A 13,685-nucleotide genomic window follows, 5' to 3' on the forward strand; every position below is an offset into this window, starting at 1 on the left:
CAGGCTTCTAGCGTGTCCGGGCATGACGAACGCATCCTCAGAGACAGCGGCGAGGCCTACCCGGCGGGGGGCGCTCGCAGGCCTGGCGGCCGGAGCCGGGGCGGCCCTTGTGGCCTCGGCGCCGACGGCCTCCGCGCTGGTACCCGCCGGAGCCCGTGGGTCAGCCACGTCCAGCCCGTCGTCCACGACCGCGGCCGCGTCGCCGACGCCCGGAGCCATGCAGCTGTTCACGGACCCCGCGCTCAACTTCGCCGCGCTGCTGGCCCTGGGCGGCGCCGGGTTCGGCTCGAGCGAGGTAGGCGAGGTCCTGACCGCGGTCAACGCGATCAACGCCGCGGGGGCGGACCAGCAGACCTTCACCGAGGAGTTCCGGCGCTGGGGGGACCGGCTGACGGCCACCGCGACCCGGCATCCGCAGACCCGGCGCTCCCGCTCGCTGCGGGCGGCGCAGTACTACGACCAGGCGCTGTTCTTCGTGCTCGGCTCGGACACCCCCGGCGACGAGGAAGAGCTCTACCTCGCCGGGCGCCGCTCCTGGGACACGTTCGCCCGGCTGTGCACACCGGCAGCGATCACCGATCAGGTCCCGTACGAGGGCGGGACGTCCATCCCTGTCTGGTTCTTCCGCCCCGATACCTCCGGCCGGGCCAGGCCGACCGTCATCCTCACCAACGGCAGCGACGGCCAGAACGTCGACATGTGGACGTACGGGGTCTCCGCAGCGCTCGCCCGCGGTTGGAACGCGCTCGTGTACGACGGACCGGGCCAGGGCCAGCTGCTCTTCGTCGACCAGGTCGTCTTCACCCCTCGCTGGGAGCGGGTCGTCTCTCCCCTGGTGGACTGGCTGGAGCGCCGCAGGGACGTCGACGAGCGGCGCATCGCCCTGACCGGGCTGTCGATGGGCGGCGACCTCGCGCCGCGCGCAGCGGCCTTCGAACGCAGGATCGCAGCGCTGGCCGCGATGCCGGGAGTGCTCTCACCGTGGCTGGGTTTTCCGCCGGAGCTCCGGAGCATCGTGAGCCCCGACAAGGCGGAGACCAACCGCATCTGGAACGAAGAGGTCGTCCCCGAGCTGAGCCCGGACGAAGCGGCGACGATCGAGAAGCGGGTCGAGCCGTTCTCGATCCCCGCGATGCTGGCCGCCCGTCAGGGCCGGATCTTCACCGACTTCTGGACGCCGGCCCAACGGATCATGGCGCTCGACATCACCGGGGTGGTGGGCCGTATCAAGTGCCCCACGCTCGTGCTGGACTACGACGACGAGCAGTTCTACCCCGGCCAGCCGCGCGCGTTCTACGAATTGCTGCGTGCCCCCAAGGATTTCCAGCTGCTGACGGCGGCCACCGGTGCCCAGTTGCACTGCTCGCCGATGGCGCCGCAGCAGCACTGCGAGCTCGTCTTCGACTGGCTGGAGGGCACCCTGGGGCGGGGCCATCGTCCATAGGCCTGCCGTCAGCGGGCCGACGTACACCGGCCCGCACGGTTCACCAGGCCACCGTGTCGAGGCTCGCGCACCGGCCGGCCGCCGCTGCCGCCAGCCGGCCCATCGCCTCGTCGCGGTCGCAGGCGTACGCGCCCAGCGCCGTCTGGCGGGCGACGATCGTGCGCTCCTGCCGCATCAGCCGCCAGCCGCGGCGCAGCAGGAACAGCACCGACTTGCGGCCCTCCTTCAGATCCCGCAGGAACCGGCGGCGGAAGGTCTTCACGGGGCCGCGGCTCAGGCACAGCGCGTCGGCGAGGACGCCGAGTTCGCGGCAGCGCGTGACGATCTCCGCGGCGAAGATGCCCTCCGCGATGAACAGCGGGGTCCGTCCGATGTCGACCGTCTCGCCGCCGGTGCGGGCGCTGAGGGCGAGGTCGTAGACGGGAACTTCCGTACGGCCCGTGCGGCACAGCCGGGTGATCGCGGCGACGGCGGTGTCCGCGTCCCACGAGTCCGGATGGTCCCAGTCGATGTCGGAGCTCTCCGCCACCAGGGGCAGGGTCGGGTCGTCGCCCTCCTTGTAGAAGTCGTCGAGCCGCAGCACCGGAAGGCCGGAGCGGGCCGCGAGGAGGGACTTGCCGGAGCCGGAAGGGCCGCAGAGCAGCACGACTCGCGTCGATAGGGGCAGTGGAGAACTCACGGGACACCAGTGTGAGGCATCCACCGGGGGCCGTACGACCCCGCGGGTCGCCTTTGATGCGCGCGTCACACCTCAACTACCCACGGGCACGAAACGATTACCCATTGCATCAGAAGGTGGCAGCCATGGCCCGACTCGATTCTTCCAGGAAGCCGGCCGCCCAGCGTGCCCTGGCCGTCCTCGCTGCCGCGGGCGCGGCGCTGGGGGGCGGGCACCGCGACGGCCGCGGCGGACACCGAGTCGCTGCTGGGCGTGGTGAACACCCGGCCCACCTCCCTCGGCAGGATCGACCCGCAGTCCGGCCTCCAGGCCACGACCGGCATCCTCGGCCACGTCACCGGCCCGGTCGCCGGTCTCAAGCCCAACCCGCTCGCCGGCACCGGAGTCGACCCGCTCGACAACGGCATCGGCACCGACCTCGCGGACTTCAGGCCGATGACGTCCCAGGCGCTGACGGGGCCGGTGGCGCAGGCGCAGTCGATCGGGAGCATCCCGGATGTGGGACAGGCGGCGGGGCTGCTCTCGCAGTAGCCGCGCGCTCGACGGCATCGGGCAGCGGCTCGGCATCTGAGGCGAACGCGGAGAAGCCCCGGGCCTCCTGGACGGAGGAGGGCCGGGGCTTCCGTATCGAGGGGGTCGGGTCTAGTACGAGGAACCCGACGCGCCCAGTGACCCCGTGGGGTGCCAGACCGTTTTGGTCTCCAGGAACGCCGTCATGCGGTCGATGCCGGGAGTCTCCGCGTAATCCACAGGCTGTGGACGAAGCACGCGCTTGAGGTTGTCGGCCGCCGCGATCTCCAGCTCCTTCGCGAGAACCTCGTCGGCGCCCGCGAGGTCGATCGCGTTGACGTCCTGGTGGGCGGCGAGCGGGGTGGCGATCTCGGCCGTGCGGCCCGACAGGACGTTGACCACGCCGCCGGGAACGTCCGAGGTGGCCAGGACCTCGGCCAGGGACAGGGCGGGCAGCGGGGACTTCTCGCTCGCCACCACGACCGCCGTGTTGCCCGTCGCGATCACCGGGGCGAGCACCGACACCAGGCCCAGGAAGGACGACTCCTGGGGCGCCAGGACGGCGACCACACCCGTCGGCTCGGGGGAGGACAGGTTGAAGAACGGGCCCGCGACCGGGTTGCCGCCGCCGACCACCTGGGCGATCTTGTCGGTCCAGCCCGCGTAGTAGACCCAGCGGTCGATCGTGGCGTCCACGACCGCAGCCGCCTTGGACTTCGACAGGCCCTCCGCGTCGGCCACCTCACGGGTGAACTGGTCGCGGCGGCCCTCCAGCATCTCGGCGACGCGGTAGAGGACCTGGCCGCGGTTGTACGCCGTCGCCCCCGACCAGCCGCCGAACGCCTTGCGGGCCGCGACCACGGCGTCCCGGGCGTCCTTGCGGGAAGACAGGGGCGCGTTCGCCCGCCACTTGCCCTTCGAGTCGGTCACCTCGTACACCCGGCCGCTCTCGGAACGCGGGAACTTCCCGCCGACGTACAGCTTGTAGGTCTTCAGGACGTTGAGCCGATCAACTGCATTCATTAACGCTCGCCCTCCGGGCTCGACGGGGCGAGGTACGCCTCCAGGCCGTGGCGGCCGCCCTCGCGGCCGAAGCCCGACTCCTTGTAACCGCCGAACGGCGACGTCGGGTCGAACTTGTTGAACGTGTTGGACCAGACGACACCCGCGCGGAGCTTGTTCGCGACCGCCAGGATGCGCGAACCCTTCTCCGTCCAGATGCCGGCGGAGAGGCCGTACGGCGTGTTGTTGGCCTTCGCGACCGCCTCGTCCGGTGTGCGGAAGGTCAGCACCGACAGCACCGGGCCGAAGATCTCGTCGCGGGCGATCCGGTGCGCCTGGGTGACGTTCGTGAACAGCGTCGGGGCGAACCAGTAGCCGCTCTCCGGCAGTTCGCACGCCGGGGACCAGCGCTCGGCGCCCTCCGCCTCGCCCTGCTCGACGAGCGAGGTGATGCGCGTGAGCTGCTCCTCGGAGTTGATCGCGCCGATGTCCGTGTTCTTGTCCAGCGGGTCGCCGAGGCGCAGCGTGGACAGGCGGCGCTTCAGGGACTCCAGGAGCTCCTCCTGGATCGACTCCTGCACCAGCAGCCTGCTGCCGGCGCAGCAGACCTGGCCCTGGTTGAAGAAGATGCCGTTGACGATGCCCTCGACGGCCTGGTCGATGGGGGCGTCGTCGAAGACGATGTTGGCGCCCTTGCCGCCCAGTTCGAGCGTGACCTTCTTACGGGTCCCGGCGATCGTGCGGGCGATCTCCTTGCCGACGGCCGTGGAGCCGGTGAAGGCGACCTTGTTCACGTCCGGGTGGGCGACCAGCGCCGCGCCGGCGTCGCCGTAGCCCGGGAGGATGTTGACGACGCCCTTGGGCAGGCCCGCCTGGCGGCAGATGTCCGCGAAGAACAGCGCCGAGAGCGGGGTGGTCTCGGCCGGCTTCAGGACGACGGTGTTGCCGGTCGCGAGGGCCGGGGCGATCTTCCACGCCAGCATGAGGAGGGGGAAGTTCCACGGGATGACCTGGCCCGCGACACCCAGCGGCCTGGGGTTCGCGCCGAAGCCCGCGTGGTCGAGCTTGTCGGCCCAGCCCGCGTAGTAGAAGAAGTGCGCGGCGACCAGCGGCAGGTCGGCGTCGCGCGTCTCCTTGATCGGCTTGCCGTTGTCGAGGGTTTCGAGGACGGCGAGCTCGCGGGAGCGCTCCTGGATGATGCGGGCGATCCGGAAGAGGTACTTCGCGCGCTCCGCGCCCGGGAGCGCCGACCACTTCTCGAAGGCCCGGCGCGCGGCCTTCACCGCACGGTCCACGTCCTCGGAACCGGCCTGGGCGATCTCGGAGAGGACCTCCTCGGTGGACGGGGAGACGGTCTTGAAGACCTTGCCGTCCGCCGCTTCGACGAACTCGCCGTCGATGAACAGGCCGTACGAGGGCGCGATGTCGGCGATCGCGCGCGACTCGGGGGCCGGGGCGTATTCGAATACGGGTGCCATGGTGATCAGTCCACCGTCACGTAGTCGGGACCGGAGTAGCGGCCGGTGGCCAGCTTCTGGCGCTGCATCAGCAGATCGTTCAGCAGCGAGGAGGCGCCGAAGCGGAACCAGTGGTTGTCCAGCCAGTCCTCGCCCGCCGTCTCGTTGACCAGCACCAGGAACTTGATGGCGTCCTTGGAGGTACGGATGCCGCCGGCCGGCTTCACACCGACCTGGATGCCGGTCTGCGCACGGAAGTCACGCACCGCCTCCAGCATGAGCAGCGTGTTCGCCGGGGTCGCGTTGACGGCGACCTTTCCGGTGGAGGTCTTGATGAAGTCCGCGCCGGCCAGCATCCCGAGCCAGCTCGCGCGGCGGATGTTGTCGTACGTCGACAGCTCGCCCGTCTCGAAGATGACCTTCAGGCGGGCTGCCGTCCCGCAGGCCTCCTTCACGGCGGTGATCTCGTCGTACACCTTCACGTACCGGCCCGAGAGGAACGCCCCGCGGTCGATGACCATGTCGATCTCGTCGGCACCGGCGGCGATGGCGTCACGGACGTCGGCCAGCTTGACGTCGAGCGCGGCACGGCCGGCCGGGAACGCCGTGGCGACCGAGGCGACCTTGACGCTGGAGCCGGCGACGGCCTCCTTGGCCGCGGCCACCATGTCGGGGTAGACGCAGACCGCCGCCGTGGCGGGCGTCGTACGGTCCGTCGGGTCGGGCTGGACCGCCTTGGCGCCGAGTGCCCGGACCTTGCCCGGGGTGTCCGCGCCTTCCAGCGTCGTCAGGTCGACCATCGAGATGGCGAGGTCGATGGCGTACGCCTTCGCGGTCGTCTTGATCGAGCGCGTGCCGAGGGAGGCCGCGCGTCCCTCGAGTCCGACCGCGTCGACGCCGGGGAGCCCGTGGAGGAAGCGGCGCAGCGAGCTGTCGGACGCGGCGACGTCCTTGAGGGGGTGAGCTGCGGTGAGTGCAGAACTGGGCATGGTCACCAGACGAGCATATCTACGCGCGTAGCGGCTGTACAGCCCCCGGGTTCTCTCGGGGCGGATCCGCCGATTGTCCCCGGGCCGATGAGGGGCGCGCGGACGGGTCCGGCAGAATCGAGACATGACGAGCCCCGAACCCCAGCCGCCGGCACCGCAGCCTTCGGAGCCCGAGTCCAAGGACCGGGTGTACCGGTCGGCCCCGGCCATCGCCGGTGGCGTGCTGCTGCTCGGCATCTGCGGGTGGCTCGGCATCGACGCGGTGATCTCCGGGGAGGGGCGCACGCCCTGGATGGCGCTCGCCGTGCTGCTCCTCGTCGTGCCGCTGGTCGTCGCCTTCACCCTGCGGCCGGCCGTGTACGCCGGCGACGACCGGCTGCGGATCCGCAACCCCTTCCGCCTCGTCGTCGTGCCCTGGGGGCAGGTCGCCTCGTTGCGCTCCGCCTACTCGAACGAGGTCCTCACCGAGTCCGGTGCGAAGTACCAGCTGTGGGCCGTGCCCGTCTCGCTGCGCGCGCGCAAGAAGGCCGCGCGGCGCGAGATGCGGGACACGGCGCGCGCGCGGCGGCAGATGGGGCGGGACGAGGGCCGCGGCAGCGCGCTCGGGATGACCGCGGGGCTCGGCGAGGGCCTCAGCCGGGAGCCGGTGTCGGACGGGCCCGCGCGGGCGGAGACCGACCGGATCATGGACGAGCTGCGGGGGCTGCGCGAGGCGCGGCACCAGGCGGAGTCGGCGCGGGGCGAGGTGACCGTGCGGTGGGCCTACGAGGTGCTGGGGCCGGCGGCGGCCGGGGCGGTGCTGGTGCTGATTCTGCTGGTGGTGGGCTGAACGGTCCGGTGGGTTCCGGTTGCGGTGGGCTGAACGGTCCGGTGGGTTCCGGTTGCGCGGGCCGAACAGTCCGAGCGGTTCGGGTCGCGGTGGGATGACGGTCCGTGCGGTTCCGGTTGCGGTGGGATGACGGCCCGAGCGGTTCCGGTCGCGGTGGGATGACGGCCCGAGCGGCGGAACCGCCGCGAAAAGCGGTGGAGCCGGTGCGCTCCCCGAGCCTAGGTTCGGGGCATGAGCACCCGTACCTTCCGTGTCACCGTCCGCGGCGTCTTAGACGGGCTGAGCGCCGAGCAGCGGGCCGAGCTGCTGGAGCGGGCCGCGGAGCACGACGTGCTGCGCGCGGCCTTCACGCCCGAGGGGAGCCTCACGTACGACGTGGCCGTGCGGCCCGCCTTCACCTTCCGCTTCCTGGACTCCGGGGAGGCCGAGGAGGACGTCCTGGAGGCGACCGAGCGGGCCGAGGAGTCGGCGCGGGCCTGGCTGGAGCAGCGCGGGTACGGCTACAAGAACCTCAGGTCCGCGGCCGAGGACCTCTCCCAGGCGCCTCTCGGCAAGCGGCAGCGACGGGAGGCCGCCCGGAAGAGTTCCTGAAGTCGTCGCGCCGGTGGGCCGGGCACACCGGTGTCGTCAGATGCCCGCCGCCGCCGACAGGTCGCGCTTGATCGCCGTCAGGACGTCCGTCGCCTTCGCCCGGGCCGCGGGGAGGTCCTGGTGGGACCCGACCGGGATCACGACCTCCAGGTAGCACTTCAGCTTCGGCTCCGTGCCGCTCGGGCGGACGATCACCCGGGCGCCGTCGAGGGTGTAGCGCAGACCGTCCGTGGGCGGGAGTTCGGCCGTGCCCTTGGTGAGGTCGTCGGTACGGGTGATCGGCAGGCCGGCCAGCTCCGTCGGGGGCTGTTCGCGCAGGCGGCGCATCGCGGCGGCGATGAGGGAGAGGTCCTCGACCCGGGCCGAGAGCTGGTCCGTCGCGTGCAGGCCGTGCTCCACCGCCAGGTCGTCCAGCAGGTCGAGGAGCGTGCGGCCCTCCTCCTTGAGCTGCGAGGCCAGTTCCGTGATCAGCAGCGCGGCCGTGATGCCGTCCTTGTCGCGTACGCCCTCGGGGTCCACGCAGTAGCCGAGGGCCTCCTCGTAGCCGTAGCGCAGGCCCTCGGCGCGGGCGATCCACTTGAAGCCGGTGAGGGTCTCGACGTGGGGGAGGCCGGCCTTCTCGGCGATCCGGCCGAGGAGGGACGACGAGACGATCGACTCCGCGAAGGTGCCGGTCGCTCCGCGGCGGACCAGGTGGGCCGCGAGCAGGGCGCCCACCTCGTCGCCGCGGAGCATGCGCCAGTCGGTGCCGTCCTGTACGGCGACGGCGCAGCGGTCCGCGTCCGGGTCGTTGGCGATGATCAGGTCAGGGGCGGTCCCGCCGGCGCGTGCGGTCGCGAAGGCCAGGTCCATCGCGCCGGGTTCCTCCGGGTTGGGGAACGCGACGGTCGGGAACTCCGGGTCGGGGTCGGCCTGCTCCGCCACGAGGACCGGTTCCGGGAAGCCGGCGCGGGCGAAGGCGGCCAGGAGCACGTCCTTGCCGACGCCGTGCATCGCCGTGTACACCGTGCGGGCCGTGCGGGGGGAGCCCTCGGACAGGACGGCGTCCGTGCGGGCGAGGTAGGCGCCGAGGACGCTGTCGTCGAGGGTGTCCCAGCCTTCGGTGGGGCGCGGGACGGTGGTGAGGGACGCGACGGCGGCGATCTCCGCGGCGATGTCGATGTCCGCCGGGGGGACGATCTGGGAGCCGTCGCCGAGATAGACCTTGTAGCCGTTGTCGCGGGGCGGGTTGTGGCTGGCGGTGACCTCCACGCCCGCGACCGCGCCGAGGTGCCTTATCGCGAAGGCGAGCACGGGGGTCGGGAGGGGGCGGGGGAGGACGGCCGCGCGCAGGCCGGCGCCGGTCATGACGGCGGCGGTGTCCTGGGCGAAGTCGTACGACTTGTGGCGGGCGTCGTAGCCGATGACGACGAGGCCGTTGTCGTGGCCCTGCTTCTTGAGGTACGCGGCGAGGCCCGCGGCGGCGCGGATGACGACCGAGCGGTTCATGCGCATGGGGCCGGCGCCGAGTTCGCCGCGGAGGCCGGCGGTGCCGAACTGGAGGGTGCCGCTGAACCGTGCGGCGAGTTCGGCGTGGTCCCGGGCGTCGATGAGGCGGGCGAGCTCGGTGCGGGTTTCCGGGTCGGGGTCCTCGGTGAGCCACGCCTGGGCCTGTGCGATGAGTTCGTCGTGCACGGTCGGTGTCAGCCTCTCGCTTGTTGATCGGGTGCGGGTGCCTCCGGCGGTGGGGCGGGGGGCCTGCCTTCACGCCGGTGGGGGTGCGCGTGCGCTTCGCCTTCGCGTGGGGTGTGGGTCGGGGTCGCGCCGGGGGGTGTCCGTCCTCGGAACGGCGCGATGGGGTTGCGTACCGACTAACCGTCCGTTGACGCGCCAACCGCTGCGGGCGGACACCCCCCCGACACGGCCCCTTCTCGCCGTACGCGGGTGCGGGCACATTCCCTTGCTGTTGTGGTGGCCCCGGCTGCAACTCCCCAGGGGCGCGGGGAACTGCGCGACCAGCCACCACGGACCCGCAGCCGCGATCTGCTTACAGGCGGCCCAGGACCTGCGTCAGCAGCGAGCCCATGCGCGTCGCGGAGTCGCGGCCCGCCTGGAGGACCTCTTCGTGGTTCAGGGGCTCGCCCGTCATGCCGGCCGCGAGGTTCGTCACCAGGGAGATGCCCAGGACCTCGGCGCCCGCCTCACGCGCGGCGATCGCCTCGAGGACCGTCGACATGCCCACCAGGTCCGCACCGATGACCCGGGCCATACGGATCTCGGCCGGAGTCTCGTAGTGCGGGCCGGGGAACTGGGCGTAGACGCCCTCCTCCAGCGTGGCGTCGACCTCCTTGCACAGGGCCCGCAGCCGCGGGGAGTACAGGTCGGTGAGGTCGACGAAGTTCGCGCCGATGATGGGGGAGGTGGCGGTGAGGTTGATGTGGTCGCTGATGAGGACCGGCTGGCCGGGGCGCATGCCCTCGCGCAGGCCGCCGCAGCCGTTGGTGAGGACGACCGTCTTGCAGCCGGCCGAGACCGCGGTGCGGACACCGTGGGCGACCGCGGCCACCCCGCGGCCCTCGTAGTAGTGCGTCCGGCCCAGGAAGACCAGGGCGCGCTTGTTGCCGATCCGGTACGAGCGGATCTTGCCTCCGTGGCCCTCCACCGCCGGCGGCGGGAAGCCGGGGAGCTCGGTGACCTGGAACTCGGCCTCGGGGGCGCCCAGGGCATCCACGGCCGGGGCCCAGCCGGAGCCCATCACGAGGGCGACGTCGTGGGTCTCGGCGCCCGTGAGTTCGCGCAGGCGGGCCGCGGCGGCGTCGGCGGCCGCGTGGGGGTCGCCCTGGATGTCGTCCGGAAGAAGAGATGCGTTCACGCCGACGAGGGTAGCCGGTGAATGCCTACGCGCGTAGATGGCAGAGCTCACGGGGTGGCGATCGTTGTCTTGTCGTTTCCGACGAAGGGGCTCGCGCGGCGCGTCCGTCAGCAGGGGCGCTTGCGGAGCTCCATCACGTAGTCGTGGGGAGCGCCGGCCGACTCGGCCGCGTCGGCGATCTCGCCCAGGTAGCGGGCGGAGGGCAGGCCGCCCTCGTACGCGTTCAGGGCGAAGGCCCAGGCGAAGTCCTCGCCCTCCAGGGTGTGGACCCGTACGCGGGTACGACGGTAGATGTCGAGGCCCACGCCCTCCCAGCGGTCGAGTGACTCCTCGTCCATCGGGGCGATGTCGTACAGGGAGACGAAGACCTGGGAGAGCGGGTCCTCCACGATCGTCGGCAGTGCGCCCTCCCAGCCCATGTGCTCGCCCCCGAAGGTCAGTCGCCATCCGTTCAGCCAGCCGGTGGCGCGCAGCGGCGAGTGCGGGGCGCGGCGGGACATCAGCCGCGCGTCGAGGTTGCCGGCGTACGCGGCGTAGAGCGACATGGGGGAAGGGTACGGCAGGCGGCCCGTGCGTCACTGTCGTAACGGAGCCGCATCGGCGGGGCCCCGGGGCGGTGGCACGGTGACGGGTGCGGGACAATGGGGTACGTGACTCGGATCGTGATCATCGGTGGCGGACCCGGCGGATACGAAGCGGCGCTGGTGGCCGCTCAACTCGGCGCGGAGGTGACCGTCGTCGACAGCGACGGTCTGGGCGGGGCGTCGGTGCTCACCGACTGCGTGCCGTCGAAGACCCTGATCGCCACGGCCGAGGTGATGACCACCTTCGACTCCTCGTACGAGGAGCTGGGGATCATCGTCGCCGACGACACCCCGCACATCGAGCAGGCCGCCCGGGTGGTGGGCGTCGACCTGGGCAAGGTCAACCGGCGTGTGAAGCGGCTGGCGCTCGCCCAGTCGCACGACATCACCGCCTCCGTGACGCGGGCCGGGGCGCGTGTCATGCGCGGGCGCGGGCGCCTGGAGGGCATGCAGGCGCTCGACGGGTCGCGCAAGGTCGTGGTGCGCGCCGCCGACGGGAGTGAGGAGACCCTCACGGCTGACGCGGTCCTCATCGCCACCGGCGGGCACCCCCGGGAGCTGCCCGACGCCCTGCCCGACGGTGAGCGGATCCTGAACTGGACCCAGGTGTACGACCTCGACGAGCTCCCCGAGGAGCTGATCGTGGTCGGGTCGGGTGTGACCGGTGCCGAGTTCGCCGGCGCCTACCAGGCGCTGGGGTCGAAGGTGACGCTCGTGTCCTCGCGCGACCGCGTGCTGCCCGGCGAGGACCCGGACGCGGCCGCCGTGCTGGAGGACGTCTTCCGGCGGCGCGGCATGAACGTCATGGGGCGTTCCCGGGCGCAGTCCGCCAAGCGGGCCGGGGACCGGGTCGAGGTGACCCTCGCCGACGGGCGGGTCATCACCGGCTCGCACTGCCTCATGGCCGTCGGTGCCGTGCCCAACAGCGCGGGCATGGGGCTGGAGGACGCCGGCGTCCGGCTGCGCGAGTCCGGACACATCTGGACCGACAAGGTCTCGCGTACGACCGCTCCGGGCGTGTACGCGGCCGGTGACGTGACCGGCGTGTTCGCACTCGCCTCCGTGGCCGCCATGCAGGGCCGTATCGCCATGTACCACTTCCTGGGCGATGCCGTGGCCCCGCTGAACCTGAAGACCGTCTCGTCGAACGTCTTCACCGACCCGGAGATCGCCACCGTCGGCTACACCCAGGCCGACGTCGACGGCGGGAAGATCGACGCCCGGGTCGTGAAGCTGCCGTTGCTGCGCAACCCGCGCGCCAAGATGCAGGGCATCCGCGACGGCTTCGTCAAGATCTTCTGCCGGCCGGGCACGGGCATCGTGGTGGGCGGTGTCGTCGTGGCGCCGCGCGCCTCGGAGCTGATCCACCCCATCTCGATCGCGGTCGACAACAATCTGACGGTCGAACAGATCGCGAAGGCCTTCACCGTCTACCCGTCTCTGTCTGGCTCGATCGCCGAGGTGGCACGGCAGTTGCACACCCGCAAGGAGAACGGCGAGGGCTGAGGCCGAAACCGACTCCTCCCTGGTCACGGGGAGTGCTCGCCCATGCGGACGGCATAGGCGGCGGGACTAGGCCTTATACCACTCCCTGCTGCTCGGTGCGAACATCTTCTGCTATTCAGCGCAAACTGCTGAAAGCAGACGGTCGCTGGCGTTACTGTCAGTTTCGTGTTCGCTGCAGAACGTCGCCAATTGATCCTCGAAATGGTGCGAGCGAACGGGGCCGTGTCGCTCCGTGAGCTCGCCCGCGTCGTCCAGACCTCCGAAGTGACCGTACGGCGGGACGTGCGCGCGCTGGAGGCAGAAGGACTCCTCGACCGCCGGCACGGCGGTGCGGTACTGCCGGGCGGTTTCACGCGGGAGTCCGGCTTTCCGCAGAAGTCTCATCTCGCGACCGCCGAGAAGACCGCCATCGCCGACCTCGCCGCGAACCTCGTGGAAGAGGGGGAGGCGATCGTGGTCGGGGCGGGTACGACGACCCAGGAGCTGGCCCGCCGGCTCGCCCGGGTGCCCGGGCTCACCGTCGTCACCAACTCCCTCCTCGTCGCCCAGGCGTTGGCCCATGCCAACCGGGTCGAGGTCGTGATGACCGGCGGTACGCTCCGCGGTTCGAACTATGCCCTGGTCGGGAGCGGTGCCGAGCAGTCCCTGCACGGGCTGCGGGTGTCGCGGGCGTTCCTGTCCGGGAGCGGGTTGACCGCCGAGCGCGGGCTGTCCACGTCCAACATGCTGTCGGCGTCCGTCGACCGGGCGCTGGTGCAGGCCGCGGCGGAGGTGGTCGTGCTTGCCGACCACACGAAGCTCGGTACCGACACCATGTTCCAGACCGTGCCCACGGATCTCATCACCCGCCTCGTCACGGACGAGCCGCCCGCCCACGACGACCGTGCGGCCACGGAACTCCAGGCGCTGGCCGACCAGGGCGTCCAGATCGCCGTGGCCGGGGGACAAGGAGGGTCGGGTGCGGGAGGCCCGGGGGGTGATTCTGTCCCGGGGCGTCAGCAGCGCCGGGATGTGCCGTTGCCCGGGCCTCGGCGGCAGGTGCCGGGGGCCGGGGGGCAGTTGCGGTCCGCCTCGATGCTGGGCGAGCAGAGTCCCGCGGCGGAGCGGGCGCGGGTGGCGGATCTGCGGCGGCGCTAGACGGCCTGGATGCGGAGCTGTTGCCTGCCAGGTGCTCGGCGTTGTTGCCGAGGCCGGGTGGATCCGCAGCCCGGCTGAGCGGGGTGCCTCCCCCAAGCTCTTCGAG

General features: G+C 71.7%; 12 protein-coding genes and 1 pseudogene. 6 read left to right on the forward strand and 7 right to left on the reverse strand.

Translation table 11 applies throughout. The annotated features are described in order from the left end of the window. Nucleotides 1–217: 217 nt before the first annotated feature. Nucleotides 218–1,444 carry a S9 family peptidase gene (locus G3I77_RS20905; RefSeq protein WP_248505946.1) on the forward strand — a complete coding sequence of 409 codons (1,227 nt, stop codon included), beginning with the start codon at nucleotides 218–220 and terminating at the stop codon, nucleotides 1,442–1,444. A 40-nt stretch (nucleotides 1,445–1,484) separates the two neighbouring features. Here G3I77_RS20905 and G3I77_RS20910 read toward each other — a convergent pair whose 3' ends face one another. After that, nucleotides 1,485–2,192, reverse strand: coding sequence for a uridine kinase (locus G3I77_RS20910; protein WP_374385991.1), 708 nt, complete (start codon nucleotides 2,190–2,192; stop codon nucleotides 1,485–1,487). Nucleotides 2,193–2,248: 56 nt separating this feature from the next. Between G3I77_RS20910 and G3I77_RS20915 the strand changes: the two are divergent. After that, nucleotides 2,249–2,654: pseudogene (locus tag G3I77_RS20915) on the forward strand (hypothetical protein). A 111-nt stretch (nucleotides 2,655–2,765) separates the two neighbouring features. On the opposite strand, the gene G3I77_RS20920 reads toward G3I77_RS20915, so the two are convergent. Genes G3I77_RS20920 through deoC form a run of 3 tightly spaced genes read right to left on the reverse strand, consistent with a single transcriptional unit; the run spans nucleotide 2,766 to nucleotide 6,081 of the window. Further along, nucleotides 2,766–3,656 (reverse strand): aldehyde dehydrogenase family protein, encoded by an 891-nt coding sequence (locus G3I77_RS20920; RefSeq protein WP_248505950.1) that lies wholly within the window; start codon nucleotides 3,654–3,656, stop codon nucleotides 2,766–2,768. Beyond that, nucleotides 3,656–5,113 (reverse strand): aldehyde dehydrogenase family protein, encoded by a 1,458-nt coding sequence (locus G3I77_RS20925; protein WP_248505952.1) that lies wholly within the window; start codon nucleotides 5,111–5,113, stop codon nucleotides 3,656–3,658. The genes G3I77_RS20920 and G3I77_RS20925 overlap by 1 nt, the downstream gene beginning before the upstream one ends. Before the next feature lie 5 nt (nucleotides 5,114–5,118). Next, nucleotides 5,119–6,081 carry a deoxyribose-phosphate aldolase gene (gene deoC, locus G3I77_RS20930; protein ID WP_248506125.1) on the reverse strand — a complete coding sequence of 321 codons (963 nt, stop codon included), beginning with the start codon at nucleotides 6,079–6,081 and terminating at the stop codon, nucleotides 5,119–5,121. A 124-nt stretch (nucleotides 6,082–6,205) separates the two neighbouring features. On the opposite strand from deoC, the gene G3I77_RS20935 reads away from it, so the two are divergent. Both G3I77_RS20935 and G3I77_RS20940 read left to right on the forward strand, forming a co-directional pair. Next, on the forward strand, nucleotides 6,206–6,910 hold the full coding sequence (locus G3I77_RS20935) for a PH domain-containing protein (protein ID WP_248505954.1): 705 nt from the start codon (nucleotides 6,206–6,208) through the stop codon (nucleotides 6,908–6,910). Between the two features lie 231 nt (nucleotides 6,911–7,141). Continuing rightward, complete coding sequence (locus G3I77_RS20940) at nucleotides 7,142–7,501, forward strand: DUF6204 family protein (protein WP_248505956.1); 360 nt, start codon at nucleotides 7,142–7,144, stop codon at nucleotides 7,499–7,501. 36 nt (nucleotides 7,502–7,537) lie between these two features. On the opposite strand, the gene G3I77_RS20945 is transcribed toward G3I77_RS20940, so the two are convergent. The 3 genes from G3I77_RS20945 to G3I77_RS20955 all read right to left on the reverse strand — a co-directional run bounded on the left by G3I77_RS20945 (nucleotide 7,538) and on the right by G3I77_RS20955 (nucleotide 10,897). Beyond that, nucleotides 7,538–9,175 (reverse strand): phospho-sugar mutase, encoded by a 1,638-nt coding sequence (locus G3I77_RS20945; protein WP_248505959.1) that lies wholly within the window; start codon nucleotides 9,173–9,175, stop codon nucleotides 7,538–7,540. Between the two features lie 352 nt (nucleotides 9,176–9,527). Then, the gene (locus G3I77_RS20950; protein WP_104777701.1) at nucleotides 9,528–10,352 is read right to left on the reverse strand and encodes a purine-nucleoside phosphorylase; all 825 of its coding nucleotides are present in this window, start codon (nucleotides 10,350–10,352) and stop codon (nucleotides 9,528–9,530) included. Nucleotides 10,353–10,459: 107 nt separating this feature from the next. Then, nucleotides 10,460–10,897 (reverse strand): gamma-glutamylcyclotransferase, encoded by a 438-nt coding sequence (locus G3I77_RS20955; protein ID WP_248505960.1) that lies wholly within the window; start codon nucleotides 10,895–10,897, stop codon nucleotides 10,460–10,462. Between the two features lie 96 nt (nucleotides 10,898–10,993). Here G3I77_RS20955 and G3I77_RS20960 point away from each other — a divergent pair, with 96 nt between their 5' ends. Together G3I77_RS20960 and G3I77_RS20965 are read left to right on the forward strand one after the other, a co-directional pair. Further along, entirely contained in the window at nucleotides 10,994–12,442 is a 1,449-nt protein-coding gene (locus G3I77_RS20960; protein WP_248505961.1) for an NAD(P)H-quinone dehydrogenase, read from the forward strand. A gap of 165 nt (nucleotides 12,443–12,607) precedes the next feature. Beyond that, the gene (locus tag G3I77_RS20965) at nucleotides 12,608–13,579 is read left to right on the forward strand and encodes a DeoR/GlpR family DNA-binding transcription regulator (RefSeq protein WP_308311407.1); all 972 of its coding nucleotides are present in this window, start codon (nucleotides 12,608–12,610) and stop codon (nucleotides 13,577–13,579) included. Nucleotides 13,580–13,685 lie beyond the last annotated feature (106 nt).

The organism is Streptomyces sp. D2-8, from assembly GCF_023184515.1.
GTDB lineage: Bacteria > Actinomycetota > Actinomycetes > Streptomycetales > Streptomycetaceae > Streptomyces.